The sequence below is a fragment of the Corynebacterium kalinowskii genome (assembly GCF_009734385.1).
Classification (GTDB): domain Bacteria; phylum Actinomycetota; class Actinomycetes; order Mycobacteriales; family Mycobacteriaceae; genus Corynebacterium; species Corynebacterium kalinowskii.
The window spans coordinates 1,205,318-1,221,175 of record NZ_CP046452.1 but is presented as its reverse complement, the minus strand read 5'-3'; the positions used below and the strand labels follow the sequence as shown (position 1 = coordinate 1,221,175).

Sequence of the window (15,858 nt, the reverse complement as noted above, 5' to 3'; positions counted from 1 at the left end):
AGGGAAGTATGACTTCCTACACTGATTCTCGATTCCCTGGCCCAGATCCATACGCGCCTCTCGGCGATAAGCCGTCCTTTCCACTGAGCTCGTCTGACTTCGTTGACGGTGGCACTTTCAAGCCCGAGCAACTCGGTGGCTCTGATGTCTCGCCACAGCTCGAATGGTCCGACTTGCCTGAGGGCACCAAGTCTTTGGCCATCACGTGCTTCGACCCGGATGCACCAACCGCTTCCGGGTTTTGGCACTGGGCTGTGTTCAATATTCCAGCTTCGGTGAATGAGCTGCCATCGGGCGCTGGTGACGAAACTTTAGGTGGCATCGAGGGCGTTGTCACGCTAAAGGGCGACTCCGGTAAGCGGGGCTACTACGGTCCTAACCCTCCAGCCGGGCACGCGCCACACCGATACCTATTTGCTGTCCACGCGCTTGATGTGGACAAGCTTGATATCCCTGAAGATGCTACCCCCACGGTGCTGGGTTTCAACCTGTACTTCCACACCCTTGGGCGTGCAATTACTTGGGGCTGGCACGAGAACCACTAAGCTGACCAGCTATGAGTGATGTAGCTAACACCGAGTTGCCGCTGCCGATTCGCGTCGGTGGCGCATTTGTTGCCGTTGCAATCGTCCTGGTGATCTTTACTTTCGTCGCCGTGGTCACCCAGGGCTTCCTGGTTCCCTTCGATGTGACCCCGCGTTTCCTATTGATTGTGGTCGCAGCAGCGATCCTCGGTGGCTTCGGCATGACCGCCCCCGGACAGCCGCGCAGTGCGTGGAGCGTTTTCGCACTCGCAGTGGCGCTGCTCTTAGTCGTGGGTGGCCGGTTCATTCCGAATGACCCGCTGTACACGATGGAACAGTGGTGGCTTCCGGCCTACGCCATGCTCGCTATCCTGTGTGGCTTGGTTTTGCGCCGGGCAGCAGTCCGATAAGCAGTTCATTTACTTTGGCTCTCTTCAAAAGCGCGCAATTCCAGCTATGTGAAACCAGCTATTCGGGGTAGAACTAGTGCTATTTCGCCGATTTGGCCATAATAGCACACTTGCTACTCCCAATAGCTGGTTTCACATAGCTGAGTTACGCCCTTAAGTCCCTAAACCCCGGGAAACCCAGAGAAGCTAATCCAGCCCGCAGCCCACAGCTTCAGAGATGTTGCTAAAGCCATGCTGACGCAGCTTCTCAGCGATGCCCAGATGAATGTCGCGAATCCAGTCCGGACCACCGTAAATGAACGGAGTGTATCCCTGCAAAAGGGTCGCTCCTGCGGCAATGCGCTGCCACGCTTCTTCAGGCGTGGTGATGCCGCCGACGGAGATTAGGACCAGCTGGGATCCCACGCGCGCATGCAAACGGCGCAAGACTTCCAACGATCGAGTAGCGAGCGGGGCGCCAGAGATGCCGCCGGCACCCATGGCTGCTACGTCAGCGGATGGCGTCGACAAGCCTTCGCGTGAGATTGTCGTGTTGGTGGCGACGATGCCGGCCAACCCCAGCTCGACTGCCAGGTCGGCGACGGCGTCAATGTCTTCGTCGGAAAGATCCGGAGCAATCTTCACCAGCACTGGGGAAGTGGTCGACTCTTGGACGGCTGCCAGGATTGGGCGCAACGATTCGACAGCCTGGAGGTCGCGCAGACCCGGCGTGTTCGGGGAGGAAACATTGACCACCAAGAAGTCGGCGAGGTCACCGAGCAGGGAAGCGGAGGCGCGGTAATCGGCCACGGCTTCGGCTGCAGGAACGACCTTCGTCTTGCCAATGTTGATGCCGACCACATCATCGGAGCGACGAAGTCGCAGCTGCTCAGCAGCAAAGGCTGCGCCACGGTTGTTGAAGCCCATGCGATTGAGGATCGCCTTGTCCGCAGGCAGGCGGAACAGGCGAGGAGTCGGGTTGCCGGGCTGCGCCTGTGCGGTCACAGTGCCTAGTTCGGCGTACCCGAAACCGAGCGGTGCCCACGCGTCAGCGCAGGTGGCGTTCTTGTCAAAACCTGCGGCGAGTCCAAGGGGGCGAGGGAAGTGCACGCCGAACACGTCCTGAGCGAGGATCGGATCGCGCACCGGAAGCACCCGGTTCATCGCGCGGTTGATAGGCGTTGCCTGGTGCAGCATCCTCAGGGCCTTAACCATCAGGATGTGAATGCGCTCCGGGCGCAGCGTGAACATGCCGGAAAGAGCCAGCTCGTAGGCCTTGGTGCGCAGAGGATGATGTGTCACGGTAGCTGTCCTTTAAGGTTGTGCTGGCTTTTCGACGGCCGCTGCTGCGTCTTTCGCTGGAATAATCTGCAGGCCATCCCCGGAATCCGAGATGGCATAGATGGTGCCATCGCTGTCGATGGTCATGCTGCGAACGTTCGCGACGGTGTCCACGGTGCCCTGGAGTTCGGGAACTCCCGAGCTAATCTTAAAGGCCTGGATCTTGTTGGTCTCGTTGGAGGAAATCCAGGCGAGTTTCCGCTGGGTGTCCCAGGCGAGCGCCCACGGGGACTTGTCGGTAGGGATGGTCTGGTGGAGCATCAGGATGTCATCGTCAGTGTAGATGCCAAGCTGGTGTCCGAGTGCGTCCGAGGCGAGGAACAACCCGTCGTCACCGGCTGCGATGGAGCCGACACCCACACCCATGCGTAGGGCGCCACCGGCACGATTGTTGGTGTAGTCGACGCCCTGGATGACGGTCTTGTCGCGCTCAATGAACACGACGCCATCTCGGCTGCCACTCACCGGGCTGGCAACCATTTCATCTGCTTTGCGGGACGTGGTGATCTTCTTCGAATCGGAGGAATCCGTGCCACGGAAGACAATGACATCCGGCTCTTCTGAGCTGCCTCCGACGACTTCGCCGCTGGTGGTGAGCACAGCGGAAGTGAACTTCATGTCCGCGCGACGGGTGTCTTTGAGCCCTGGGTTCTTCGCGTCGATGAGGTAGATGACTCCGCCACCTGCGCCACCCTCAATAGGCACGGGGCAAGGCAGCACGAAAGTATCGCCCGTAGCAGTGATGTCGCCACAGTTAGCATTGATCTCGAGGGTGGTTGCAGAGTTGGTGCGGAACTTGTCTACGGTTCCTAGAGCCAGCTGGTCACCGGCACGAACCGCCAGGACATCCCCAGCCATTTCGATATCGCTGGCCTTTGCAAGGCGCCCCTCGAGCTTTACTACCTCGCCGGCTGGGTTAGCTGATGCAGGAGAAACCGCCGGGGTAGCTTTGCCCAACGCGCCGGAAACGGTCTGACCTGATCCCGCCTGGTCCTGCGCTTGCTTTTGTGGATCTTCCACACCCGGAGGAGTGCAGGAAGCAAGGAGAATAGAGCTGCTCGCGGCAACCGCGACGAGTGAGTTACGCAGGGATTTCTTCACGGCTCTTTAGGTTACCAGAGGGTTACAGCGCCGAGATGTCATCCAGCGCAGACACGATGGCCGCGGGCAGCGTTCGAGACAGCGCCAAGACGATGTCCTCGCACTGCGTCGGATCGCTCACACTGACCAACGTGGAGCTCACACCAGGTCGAGACTGCGCCCAAGCCAGCGCTGCGGTCGCTGGGGAAATACCCAAACCGGCAGCTGCCGTTCCCAGCGCCTCGACGATCCGATCACTGCGACTATCCAGCCTGCTGTGGACTTCGGCGTCCGTGGGAGCCGCGCCGTCCCGGTATTTGCCCGTCAAAATGCCGTGTGCCAGCGACGAACTCGAAATGAAGCCGACCCCGAGGAACTCACAAGCAGGAAGCAGTTCCTGTTCGGCGCTGCGATCGAGCAAGTTGTACTCCGATTGCGTAGCCACGATGTGCGGAGAATGGGTTACTGCCAACTGCCAGCTGGAGTAGCCCCGAACTCCTGCATACCGAGCACGACCGGTGCGAACAATGTATTCCAGCGTTTCCTGAACCTCATGTGGCGGGGTGAGCTCGTCCCAGTACTCCACGCTGAATAGGTCAAGATAGTCTGTCCGCAAAGCCCTTAAAGTCGCATCCAAAGTAGCGAGCACGGACTTTCGCGAGCAGTCCACTCGTTGTCCTACCGGGGCAGTGGGCCGCACCCCCGCGGCGGAAGAGAGCACGAGTTCTTCGCGGTCATTGCCCTGCAGTGCGGCGCCGAGCAGGGACACTGCACGGCCATCGTGTGCGGACCATGAGGCGTCGATAAGCGTGCCACCTGCCGAGCGGAACGCGCTGAGCACCTGGCCAGCACCCTCTTCGGTCATGTCCGCACCCCACGCCCGAGTACCGAGGCCGATGCTGGAGACCCGCAGTCCGCTGCGCCCAAGTTGCCGTTGCTTCACAGCGCCCAAGGATACGTCGCTGCCGTGTCGAATGGGGACAGGCAAGGCCGTGGGGACTAAGGTTGTGCGAGTGAATACCGAAGCTATGTCATGGTCACAGACCATCGTGTTGTCCGTCGTCCAGGGACTTACCGAGTTTCTTCCGGTGAGCTCATCGGGACATCTGCGCATCATTTCCGAGCTGTTCTGGGGCCAGGACGCCGGAGCATCGTTTACGGCCGTGGTGCAGCTGGGCACGGAGGCCGCGGTGCTGGTGTACTTTGCGCGCGACATCTTCAGCATCGCTAAGGGCTGGCTGCAAGGCCTGTTTAACAAGAGCAAGCGCGGTTTCGACTACCGCATGGGCTGGATGGTAATCGTCGGTACGCTGCCGGTTGGCATCCTAGGCTACCTGGGTAAGGACCTGATTCGCGACAACCTGCGCAACATGTGGATCACCGCCACGGTGCTCGTGCTGTTCTCCTTCGTGTTCATCGTCGCCGAGAAATTCGGTAGCAAGAAGCGCTCTTTTGATGAACTCACCATGAAGGATGCCATCATCATGGGTTTCGCCCAGTGCCTTGCCCTCATCCCGGGCGTGTCCCGTTCCGGAGGCACCGTCTCCGCGGGTCTGTTCACCGGTTTGAACCGTGAGGTCGCTACCAGGTTTTCCTTCCTGCTCGCGATCCCAGCTGTGCTCGCCTCCGGGCTTTTCTCGCTTCCCGACGCCTTGAACCCCGAAGCCGGCCAGGTGGCATCGCCGGCACAGCTGGTCGTCGGTACGGTGATCGCCTTCGGTCTGGGTTACGCCTCGATTGCATGGTTGCTGAAGTTCGTCTCACATCACTCTTTCTCTTGGTTCGCTGCTTACCGCATTCCTGCAGGTCTAGCTGTTATGGGCCTGTTGGCGGCAGGGGTACTACAGCCTTAAGTGACGCATCCCCTAGGTGGTCCACGCTAAGGTTTCAGTTATGCAATCGTGGCCACGTCCAGAAGTTCCCCGTCTAGACCCTGCGCTCGGCACCCCAGTGCCGCTGGTGCTCTTTGACACCGCAGATCAAGATCTGACTCCCATCTCTGCTCAAGAAGGGAAGGTGGGGATGTATGTCTGTGGCATCACCCCCTATGACGCCACCCACCTAGGGCATGCGGCGACATACCTCGCCTTCGACCTGGCTTATCGCCAGCTCTTGGACAACGGGCACGAGGTGCACTACGTCCAAAACATCACCGACGTAGATGACCCGCTTTTTGAGCGCGCCGAGCGCGATGGCGTGGACTGGAAGGAACTGGGCAACAGCCAGATTGACCTGTTCCGTTCCGACATGACTGCCCTTGAGGTGCTGCCACCGCAGCACTACGTGGGTGTCATGGACGCGGTAGACGAAGTGATCGAAATGGTGCAGGGGCTGCTGGATAACGGATCCGCTTACCAAATCGAGGGTGACGAGTACCCGGACATCTACGCCTCCATCGATGCGACAAAGCATTTTGGCTATGAGTCAAATTACGACCGCGAAACGATGGAGAAGTTCTTTGCCGAGCGCGGGGGAGACCTAGACCGCGCTGGCAAGCGCGATCCACTTGATGCCCTCATTTGGCGCGCTGCCCGCGAAGGAGAGCCTTCCTGGGACGCACCATTCGGCAAGGGGCGTCCGGGCTGGCACATCGAGTGCTCGGCCATTGCCACCAATCGCCTCGGTTCCCACTTCGCCATCCAGGGCGGTGGCAGTGACCTGATCTTCCCACACCATGAATTCTCTGCTGCCCACGCGGAAGCACTGCACGGCGAAGAGCGAATGGCGGACGTCTACGTGCACACCGGCATGATTGCCTTGGATGGCGTGAAGATGTCCAAGTCTTTGGGCAATCTAGTGTTCGTTTCCAAGCTGACCGCAGCTGGGCACGATCCAAGTGCGATTCGCCTGGGAGTGTTTGCGACTCATTATCGCAGCGACCGCGACTGGTCGGATGCCGTTCTCACCACTGCCGAAATGCGCCTCGACCATTGGCGTCAGGCCATCGTTCGTGCGGGCAATGAACCTGCGGCAAAGGCACTGGTGGCCGAAATGCGATCCGCGCTTGCCGACGACCTGGACACCCCACGCGCCCTGGCCGCAATTGATTCCTGGGCGTTGAGCGTCCCAGAAAACGACAACACTGAAGCCAAGGCGGCCGGACGAATCGTCCAGCAGGCCGTGCATGCCTTGCTGGGCGTGCGATTGTAACTCGTGTTGTAACCCAGCACACGAAGCAGATTTAAGGGAGAATTGAGAGCATGACCATTCGCGCAGAGTTTCAAGCAGAAGTCGACGAGTTTATTGCCAACCTGGAAGAGTTCGCCACCGGTTCTTACCTTCGTGAGGACGAGCGCGAATTTTGGGATCAGCCTTTTGATCCTGCCGTTTTGCCTGAGCTTCGCACGATCTTGGAAGCTTTCCTCGATGAGCTGGATGCCCTGCCAGTGGAGCCAGACCCGGATGCAGTGACCAGTCTGGTTGGAACCACCGTCAGCGCCATTGACGCTTTCAACGCCAAGAACGCCGATGCCGTGGTGGAACCGGAGGAGCGCGAGGAGCTCAACGCTATGTTCCGCAAGGCTGTGGCATCGTCTCCAGCAAATGCTGAGGTAATTTCTTCCCTTCCAGAACTGGAATAGTCTAAGCTGTCTAGTTTATGAAGACTAGTACGACTTTCCTCGACGCTCTGTCCACCCGAATTCTCATCGGCGACGGTGCCATGGGCACCCAGCTGCAGGGCTTCGATATGTCCATTGACCAAGACTTTCTTGGTCTGGAAGGCTGTAACGAAATCCTCAACGCCACTCGCCCCGACGTTGTCGGCAGCATTCACCGCAGCTACTTCGAAGCTGGCGCCGACTTCGTCGAAACGAACACTTTCGGGTGTAACCTCCCGAACCTCGCGGACTATGGCATTGCCGACCGCTGTGAAGAGCTCGCTCAGGCAGGCGCCCGCATCGCCCGAAACATTGCCGACGAGTTTGACGGCAAGTTCGTCGTTGGCTCACTCGGCCCCGGAACCAAACTGCCCTCCCTGCGGCATGCGCTTTTCGACGACCTCAGCCACCACTACTTCCTGGCCGCCCGCGGCCTCGTATCCGGCGGCGCCGACGCGATCCTCATCGAAACTGCGCAGGACTTGCTGCAGGTAAAAAGCGCAGTCCAGGCTTGCCACCAGGCCTTCGAAGAAAGCGGCACCCAACTTCCGATCTTGGTCCACGTCACCGTGGAAACCACCGGCACGATGCTCCTCGGATCAGAGATTGGCGCTGCTCTCACCGCGCTGGAGCGCCTAGGGGTGTCCGCCATTGGTCTGAACTGTGCCACCGGACCAGCAGAGATGAGCGAACACCTGCGCTACTTGTCTCAGCACGCTTCGATTCCCGTGTCAGTCATGCCTAACGCGGGCCTGCCCATCCTCGGAAAAGACGGAGCTGTCTACCCGTTGACGGCTCCAGAGTTGGCGGAAGCGCTCACCGGGTTCATCGATGAGTTCGGGCTCGGCATCGTAGGGGGTTGCTGTGGTACTACGCCGGAGCACATCGCTGCGTTGGCCGAGGCCGTCGGCAAGCGTGCCCCTGCCACGCCGCGGCAGGCAGCCCCGGAGGACAATGTGTCCTCCTTGTACCAATCGGTCCCGCTGACGCAGGAGACGGGCATCACGATTATCGGCGAACGGACGAATGCAAACGGGTCCAAGGCGTTTCGCGAGGCGATGCTGGCGGGGGATTGGGAGAAGTGCATTGACATCGCTAAGGGCCAGACCCGGGATGGCGCCCACTTACTCGATGTCTGTGTCGATTACGTAGGCCGCGATGGCCGCCAGGACATGCATGAGTTTGCCGCTCGGCTCTCTACGTCCACGACCCTGCCGATCATGTTGGACTCCACCGAGCCTGCGGTTTTGGAGGCAGGACTGAAGGTACTCGGCGGCCGCTGCGCGCTGAACTCCGTGAACTTCGAGGATGGCGACGGGCCTGATTCGCGATATCAAAGAATCATGAGGTTGGCCAAAGACCATGGCGCGGCGGTGGTAGCGCTGACGATCGATGAAGAGGGCCAGGCGCGCACCGCCGACCGCAAGGTTGAAGTTGCGCAGCGACTGATCAAGGACATCACCGAGACCTGGGGGTTGGCGGAGCAAGACATCATCGTCGATTGCCTCACCTTCCCAATCTCGACCGGCCAGGAAGAAACTCGCCGCGACGGCATTGAAACCATCGAAGCCATCAAGCGTCTGAAGGCCGAGCACCCTAACGTGCACACCACTCTTGGCCTTTCCAACATCTCCTTCGGACTCAACCCAGCTGCCCGACAGGTGCTCAACTCCGTCTTCCTCAACGAGTGCATCAATGCCGGACTAGACACCGCGATCGCGCACAGCTCCAAGATCTTGCCGATGAACCGCATCGATGAGCGCCAGCGCGAGGTGGCCCTGGACATGGTCTACGACCGCCGCACCGAAAGTTATGATCCGCTCCAGGTGTTCATGGAGCTTTTCGACGGCGTAGACGCCACCAGCGCCAAGGACGCCCGCGCTGAAGCGCTAGCTGCGATGCCATTGTTCGAACGCCTGGCGCAGCGCATCATCGATGGTGAGAAGCAGGGGCTAGAGGCCGACCTCGATCAAGCGATGACCGAGAAAAGCCCGATCGAGATCATCAACCAGGATCTTTTAGCTGGCATGAAGACGGTGGGCGAGTTGTTTGGCTCAGGTCAGATGCAGTTGCCGTTTGTATTGCAGTCCGCCGAAACCATGAAGACAGCGGTGGCCTACCTCGAGCAGTTTATGGAGGCTGCAGATTCTTCGGGCTCGAAAGGCAAGCTCGTCATCGCCACGGTGAAGGGTGACGTGCACGACATTGGTAAGAACCTGGTGGACATCATCTTGTCTAACAACGGCTATGAAGTGGTGAACTTGGGCATCAAGCAGCCGATTCGCGACATCGCTGCCGCCGCACAGGAACACGGAGCCGATGTCATCGGCATGTCCGGATTGCTGGTGAAGTCCACCGTGGTGATGAAAGAGAATCTCCAGGAGCTCAACACTCTCGGGCTTTCTGACTATCCGGTGCTGCTGGGCGGGGCAGCCTTAACCCGCACCTACGTGGAAAACGACCTGGATGAGGTCTACGACGGCGACGTCCACTACGCCCGTGATGCCTTCGAGGGACTCACCCTCATGGACAATGTCATGGCCGGCAAGAGGGGAGAAGTAGACCCGGAGCAGTTGGAGGCCGCGCGAGTAGCAGAGGAGAAGAAGGCGGAACGCAAGGCGCGTCGAGAGCGTTCGTTGCGGATCGCCGCTGAGCGCAAGGCGAACGCGCCGGAGGTCGACCTGCCGGAGCGATCCGATGTGGCAGTAGACGTACCTCGTGCGACGCCACCGTTCTGGGGAACCAGAATAGTCAAGGGCATGACACTGTCCGACTACCTGCCACTCTTGGACGAACGCGCTCTCTTCCTGGGGCAATGGGGCCTCAAACCAGCCAAAGGATCTGAGGAAACCTATGAGGAACTCGTCGAACGTGAGGGCAGGCCACGCCTGCGGATGTGGCTGGATCGGCTCAAGTCGGAAGGCATCCTGGACCACGCCGCAGCTGTCTACGGGTATTTTCCGGTACACGCGTCCGGAGAAGAGATCCTGGTACACGCCGAACCTTCGCTTGAATCCCCGATTATCCAGCGCTTTGCGTTTCCGCGACAAAAGCGCGGTCGATTCCTGTCCATCCCAGACTTCGTCTCGCCGACCGAAATCGATGTTCTCCCGTTCCAGCTCGTGACCATGGGGCAGCCCATCGCAGACTTCGCCAATGAACTGTTCGCGGCTAACAATTACCGCGACTACCTTGAGGTGCACGGACTGGGTGTGCAGCTGACTGAAGCTATGGCCGAGTGGCTGCACAGCCGGATTCGCGCCGAGCTGACTCTGCCAGACGGTGCCTTTGTAGGAGATAGCGATGCCACCGACCCGCGTCGCTTCTTCGACCTCGACTACTCCGGCGCACGCTATTCCTTTGGCTACGGCTCCTGCCCAGACCTCGAATCACGCCGCACCTTGGTGGAGTTACTACAGCCTGAGCGCATTGGCGTCAGTCTTTCTGAAGAGCTCCAGCTGCATCCTGAGCAGTCAACAGATGCCTTCGTGCTCTACCACCCGGAAGCAAAGTACTTCAACGTCTAAGCTAACGAGTTATGTATAACGCTGTTTTGTGGGACATGGACGGTACCCTGGTGGATTCCGAGCCGTTGTGGGAAATTGCCACGTATGAGCTGAGTGAGTCGCTAGGTCGACGAATCACTCCGGAGTTCCGTGCCCGCACCATCGGCGGCACCTTCCAGAACACGCTGCAGTTATGTGCGGACTTCGCGGGAGTGTCAGTCAGCGCCGAACAAGCAGAGCAACTGCAACGCCAGATGTTTACCCGCATGCACGAATTGCTTTCCACCCGGTTGGAGTTGCGACCGGGCATCGAAAAGCTGCTGAGCGAACTCGCGAATTCCGGCACGCCGATGATGCTGGTGACCAACACCGCTCGCGAGCTCGCCGACCCAGCCATCGAAGCCATCGGCCGCGACTTCTTCACTTCGACCATCTGCGGTGATGAAGTTGCCAACGGCAAGCCGAATCCGGAGATTTATCGCACCGCCGCTCTGCGCCTCGGTTTCCAACCGGATCAGTGTTTGGCATTTGAGGACTCACCAACTGGCATGGCCTCTGCCACGGCGGCTGGCTGCAGGGTAGTGGGGCTGCCTGAGCGCGGCGAGGTACCAGCGGAAGCACTGGACATGCGTGATCTCCACGGCAGCACCTCCTTTTTAGGGGTAACTGCGGCTGATCTTGCTGCGTGGTACGCAGCCTTTGACAACTAGCAGCCCATGGCTGTGAAACAATGGTCGGGTGAAGAATTTTGACTCGCTCTACGAAGAACTTTTGACCCGCTCCCAGACCCGTCCTGAGGGCTCCGGCACTGTCGCTGCCTTGGATAAGGGTGTGCATCATGTGGGCAAGAAGATCATCGAGGAAGCGGGCGAAGTGTGGATCGCCGCTGAGTACCAGTCCGATGCGGAATTGGCTGAGGAAATGTCCCAATTGATCTACTGGACCCAGGTCATGATGGTGGCCCGTGGGCTCAAGCCCGAAGACATCTACAAGTACCTGTAAAGGATCCACCATGCTCAAAGTTGCCGTTCCCAACAAGGGCTCGCTGTCCGAGCGTGCCGTCGAAATCCTCGAGGAAGCTGGCTATGAAGGCCGTCAAGACCCGAAGGCCTTGACAGTTCTCGATCAGGCAAACAAGGTGGAATTCTTCTTCCTGCGCCCGAAGGACATTGCCATTTATGTCGCCAAGGGCCACCTCGACCTCGGCATTACCGGTCGCGATCTTGCAGCCGACTCCATGGCGAAGGTTCAGGAAGTCATGCCTCTCGGCTTCGGCGCTTCCACTTTCCGCTACGCCGGCCCTAAGGATGCTCAGCTGGACGTCGCGTCCCTCGCCGGGCTGCGCATCGCAACCTCATACCCGAATTTGGTTCGGGAGGATCTGAAGGCTCAGGGGATCGAAGCTGACGTTATCCGACTGGATGGGGCAGTAGAGATCTCTATCAAGCTCGGCGTAGCGGACGCTATCGCCGACGTGGTCTCCACCGGACGGACCCTACGCAAGCAGGGCTTGGTTCCCTTCGGCCCGGTCATTTGCGACTCTGAGGCTGTGGTCGTAGCGCGCGAGGGCATTGAGCTTCTCGACGCCCACCAGGTATTCCTACGCCGCATGCAAGGCATTTTGCATGCACAAAACTTCCTCATGCTCGACTACAACATCCACGAAGACCTGCTGACTGAGGCCACCAAAATCACTCCGGGACTATCCGGACCAACGGTGTCACCACTTGCTCACGAAAACTGGGTAGCAGTGCGCGCTATGGTTCCCAAAAAGGAAGCCAACCACATCATGGATCAGCTCTCCTTGCTGGGGGCCAAGGCCATCCTGGCTTCCGAGATCCGGATCGCACGCATGTAGTAGCAGACCTCATGTCAGTGTCCGCCCGTACTTTTAGTACGCGGCGGATTTTTGTTTTGTTGACAAATGTGACTGTGAGAGATCCAGAAAATAGTTTGCTTTTCTGTTTCGTGGGGGTTGGATTAACACATAATTCGGACACGGATTCATTGTTGACTGAATTTCAGCTACCCCCATTTGCGCCTAGGTTTGACCGAGCTTTAATTGCAGTCGCAATCATTAGAAACTTTCTTGCCTGCAAAGCAACACTTCAAACCGCCCCTACCTGCATTGTTGAACAATGTTTTGTCAACCTTGTCGGCCACTTTGATGGGGGTGAAAGTTCCTTTTGATGCTGGTGTGGAATACCACATCTAAAAGGCCTGAAACGGTGGTTTTTCCCTTGGTTTTCTCACATTAGCTGGCTACCATAGGTAATAGACGCCATCTTTCAATAACTATTGTTAGGTGCGCCACAAACAACAGCCCCAATTCGGGTTGTTCATAACACTCAACCACATCCTGGACACGATCCACCTCGTGATTCGCCCTTTCAATATCAAAGGAGAGCATTACCGTGACCGACGCAACCTTCGCAGAAGGAACCCGCATTGAAGAAGACCTGCTGGGCACAAAGGAGGTGCCAAACGATTGCTATTACGGCATTCACACCCTCCGTGCTGTGGAGAACTTCGTCATTTCCGGAAGGACCCACAATCAGGTTCCTGACTTCATCCGGGGCATGGTGCAGGTGAAGAAGGCCACGGCGATGGCGAACCGCAAGTGCAAGACGTTGCCCAAGGACAAGTACGAGGCCATTGTCTGGGCCTGCGACCAAATCCTTGAAGAGGGCCGTTGCATGGATCAGTTCCCAACCGATTCCTTCCAAGGCGGTGCCGGCACGTCCATGAACATGAACTCCAACGAGGTAGTAGCTAACCTCGCTCTCGAGCACATGGGCAAGCCAAAAGGCTCCTACCATGACCTGAATCCGAACGATGATGTCAATATGGCGCAGTCCACTAACGATGCATACCCAACCGGCTTGAAGCTGGGCATCTACCACGCAGCGGTCGGCTACATCAAGGAGCTGCGCAACCTCGCAGATGCTTTTAACGCTAAGGGCGAGGAATTCAAGGACGTTCTCAAGATGGGTCGCACCCAATTGCAGGACGCCGTTCCAATGACTCTAGGTGGGGAATTCAAAGCCTTTGGCTATGGCCTCCATGAGGAAGCGGATTTCCTCGAGCAAGCCATCAAGATCCTGCTCACCACCAACCTTGGTGCTACCGCTATCGGCACTGGCCTCAACACCCCAGAGGGCTTCCAAGATGCCATCGTCGCTGCGCTGGCAGAGGTCACCGGCCTTCCAATCAAGGGAGCCCCAGACCTCCTCGTCGCCACCTACGACAACTCCTGCTACATGCACGCACATGCAGCTGTGAAGCAGTCGGCGATGAACCTTTCCAAGATCTGTAACGACTTGCGCCTGCTGTCCTCCGGTCCACGCGCTGGCTTGAAGGAAATCAACCTGCCAGAGATGCAGGCCGGCTCCTCGATCATGCCTGCCAAGGTCAACCCAGTGATCCCAGAGGTAGTCAACCAGGTCTGCTTCAAGGTCTTCGGCAATGACCAATGCGTCCTCATGGCTGCTGAAGCCGGGCAGCTTCAGCTCAACGTCATGGAGCCAGCTCTGGCACAGGCAATCTTTGAGTCCCTCGAATTGCTGACCAATGCCGTCGTTACGCTGCGTGAGAAGTGCGTCGTGGGCATCACCGCCAATGAAGACATCTGCCGCGCTTTCGTGGACAACTCCATCGGCATCATCACCTACCTCAACCCATTCATCGGCCACCTTGCCGGCGACAAGATCGGTAAGGAAGCTGCAGCAACCGGCCGTTCCGTCCGCGAACTGGTGCTGGAGAAGGGATTGATGGACGAGGCTCAGCTGAATGAGGTTCTCTCCACCGAAAACCTGATGAAGCCTGTCTACCGCGGAAAGCTGTACGAAGACTAGTTCTTCGTGCTTGGGTGTCATTGGGCATGGCCCGCTTAGTGACACCATCCTTGGGTAACTCCTTCCGGCTGCGCCATCGTGGTCGGAAGGGGACCCACATAATCTTTAGAACTAAATACTTTGTGAAGCCATTTCAAGTTGAGCTTCACACGTGTGATGCCACCTTGTTTGTTTCGGCGACACCACTTGACGTGCGAAGCTCTTTTCACCCAAGGGAAAAGAACAGTGTTACTCACACTCCAAATCATCATCGTGCTCGGTGCCATCTTCCTCGGCGCCCGGCTCGGTTCCATTGCCATCGGTATGGCCGGTGGCGCCGGCGTCCTGCTGCTGGGACTCACCGGCATACCCGTCACTATTAAAGACATCCCCTTCGATGTCATCGGCATCATCATGTGTGTTATCGCAGCTATCGCTGCGATGCAGAAAGCCGGTGGCCTGGATTACCTCGTCTACCTGGCGGAAAAGGCCCTCCGCAAGAATCCAAAGCAAATCACCATTTGGGCGCCTATTGTCACCTGGTTGATGACGGTGTTCTGCGGTACCGGCCACACGGCATTCTCGACGCTGCCAGTTATCGCCGAGGTCGCTAAGGAAGGTGGCGTCCGCCCATCACGTCCACTGTCCATCGCGGTCGTTGCGTCTCAGATGGCCATCACGGCATCGCCAATCTCAGCAGCAGTTGTCTTCATGGCCTCGATCATGGAGCCACTCGGCGTTGGCTACGTGTCCATGCTGGCCGTGTTCATCCTGTCTACGTTCCTGGCAATCATCATCACAGCCTTTGTCACCAACTTCTTGGGCAAGGACTTGGCTGACGATCCGGTCTACCAAGAGCGTCTTGCCAACGGAACCGTGAAGCCACCAAGCGGTGTTCACGACTACACACCAGTCAAGGGTGCTAAGGCTTCCGTGATGATCTTCCTGGTTGCCATTCTGTTGGTCATGTTCTACGCTACCGCCATCTCGGATCAGGTCGGCTTGATCAAGGAGCCTACGATCCCTCGTAACGAGGCCATCATGGCCATCATGCTCGGAGCTGCCACGGTTATCACCCTGGTATGCAAGATCAAGGCTGACACGATCTTGCAGTCCTCGGTCTTTCGTTCCGGTATGTCCGCCTGTGTCTGTGTCCTCGGTGTTGCTTGGCTCGGAACCACGCTGATTAACCACTACATCGACGACATTAAGGAACTATCCGGCAACGTGCTCAATGATTACCCATGGATGCTCGCGGTGGTTCTGTTTTTCGCAGCCGCTCTGCTGTACTCCCAGGCCGCTACCGCAAAGGCACTGCTACCTGCAGCCCTGGCAGTCGGTGTCAGTCCTCTGGTTGCTGTTGCTTCCTTCGCAGCTGTCTCCGCTCTGTTCATCCTGCCTACCTACCCAACGCTGCTCGCAGCTGTGGAAATGGACGACACCGGTTCGACCAAGATTGGCAAGTTTGTCTTCAACCACTCCTTCATCATTCCGGGCACGTTGGCTATCGCCCTGGCGGTCGCCTTCGGCTTCCTCTTCGGTAGTTTCATGATCTAAATCTCCTCCTGACGAAAGCCGAGTTCGCA

Annotated in this window: 14 protein-coding genes; 11 read left to right on the top strand and 3 right to left on the bottom strand. The window is 58.3% G+C overall.

What is annotated here, in order from left to right; genetic code table 11:
• The first annotated feature begins 8 nt into the window (after window positions 1-8).
• Window positions 9-545 (top strand): YbhB/YbcL family Raf kinase inhibitor-like protein, encoded by a 537-nt coding sequence (locus CKALI_RS05715; RefSeq protein ID WP_156192388.1) that lies wholly within the window; start codon window positions 9-11, stop codon window positions 543-545.
• 11 nt (window positions 546-556) lie between these two features.
• On the top strand, window positions 557-934 hold the full coding sequence (locus tag CKALI_RS05710; protein ID WP_156192387.1) for a hypothetical protein: 378 nt from the start codon (window positions 557-559) through the stop codon (window positions 932-934).
• A gap of 186 nt (window positions 935-1,120) precedes the next feature.
• Here the strand turns inward: CKALI_RS05710 and CKALI_RS05705 are convergent, their stop codons facing one another.
• The 3 genes from CKALI_RS05705 to CKALI_RS05695 are packed head-to-tail and all read right to left on the bottom strand — an operon-like array spanning window position 1,121 to window position 4,277.
• Window positions 1,121-2,215: a quinone-dependent dihydroorotate dehydrogenase gene (locus CKALI_RS05705; protein ID WP_269076362.1), complete on the bottom strand. Its 1,095-nt coding sequence runs from the start codon at window positions 2,213-2,215 to the stop codon at window positions 1,121-1,123.
• Between the two features lie 12 nt (window positions 2,216-2,227).
• Entirely contained in the window at window positions 2,228-3,355 is a 1,128-nt protein-coding gene (locus CKALI_RS05700) for an NHL repeat-containing protein (RefSeq protein ID WP_156192386.1), read from the bottom strand.
• Window positions 3,356-3,377: 22 nt separating this feature from the next.
• The gene (locus CKALI_RS05695) at window positions 3,378-4,277 is read right to left on the bottom strand and encodes an aldo/keto reductase (RefSeq protein WP_231580541.1); all 900 of its coding nucleotides are present in this window, start codon (window positions 4,275-4,277) and stop codon (window positions 3,378-3,380) included.
• 85 nt (window positions 4,278-4,362) lie between these two features.
• Between CKALI_RS05695 and CKALI_RS05690 the strand changes: the two genes are divergently transcribed.
• The 9 genes from CKALI_RS05690 to CKALI_RS05650 all read left to right on the top strand — a co-directional run bounded on the left by CKALI_RS05690 (window position 4,363) and on the right by CKALI_RS05650 (window position 15,829).
• Window positions 4,363-5,187 (top strand): undecaprenyl-diphosphate phosphatase, encoded by an 825-nt coding sequence (locus tag CKALI_RS05690; protein ID WP_197079793.1) that lies wholly within the window; start codon window positions 4,363-4,365, stop codon window positions 5,185-5,187.
• 40 nt (window positions 5,188-5,227) lie between these two features.
• On the top strand, window positions 5,228-6,484 hold the full coding sequence (mshC, locus tag CKALI_RS05685; protein ID WP_156192383.1) for a cysteine--1-D-myo-inosityl 2-amino-2-deoxy-alpha-D-glucopyranoside ligase: 1,257 nt from the start codon (window positions 5,228-5,230) through the stop codon (window positions 6,482-6,484).
• A 50-nt stretch (window positions 6,485-6,534) separates the two neighbouring features.
• A complete protein-coding gene (locus CKALI_RS05680; RefSeq protein ID WP_156192382.1) occupies window positions 6,535-6,915 on the top strand; it encodes a hypothetical protein in 381 nt (126 codons plus the stop codon).
• Between the two features lie 17 nt (window positions 6,916-6,932).
• Complete coding sequence (gene metH / locus CKALI_RS05675; protein WP_156192381.1) at window positions 6,933-10,460, top strand: methionine synthase; 3,528 nt, start codon at window positions 6,933-6,935, stop codon at window positions 10,458-10,460.
• 11 nt (window positions 10,461-10,471) lie between these two features.
• Window positions 10,472-11,149 carry an HAD family hydrolase gene (locus CKALI_RS05670; protein ID WP_156192380.1) on the top strand — a complete coding sequence of 226 codons (678 nt, stop codon included), beginning with the start codon at window positions 10,472-10,474 and terminating at the stop codon, window positions 11,147-11,149.
• Window positions 11,150-11,177: 28 nt separating this feature from the next.
• On the top strand, window positions 11,178-11,441 hold the full coding sequence (locus tag CKALI_RS05665; RefSeq protein ID WP_156192379.1) for a phosphoribosyl-ATP diphosphatase: 264 nt from the start codon (window positions 11,178-11,180) through the stop codon (window positions 11,439-11,441).
• A 10-nt stretch (window positions 11,442-11,451) separates the two neighbouring features.
• On the top strand, window positions 11,452-12,297 hold the full coding sequence (gene hisG, locus CKALI_RS05660; RefSeq protein WP_156192378.1) for an ATP phosphoribosyltransferase: 846 nt from the start codon (window positions 11,452-11,454) through the stop codon (window positions 12,295-12,297).
• Window positions 12,298-12,853: 556 nt separating this feature from the next.
• A complete protein-coding gene (aspA, locus tag CKALI_RS05655; RefSeq protein ID WP_231580540.1) occupies window positions 12,854-14,293 on the top strand; it encodes an aspartate ammonia-lyase in 1,440 nt (479 codons plus the stop codon).
• Window positions 14,294-14,518: 225 nt separating this feature from the next.
• Window positions 14,519-15,829: an anaerobic C4-dicarboxylate transporter gene (locus tag CKALI_RS05650; protein ID WP_156192376.1), complete on the top strand. Its 1,311-nt coding sequence runs from the start codon at window positions 14,519-14,521 to the stop codon at window positions 15,827-15,829.
• Window positions 15,830-15,858 lie beyond the last annotated feature (29 nt).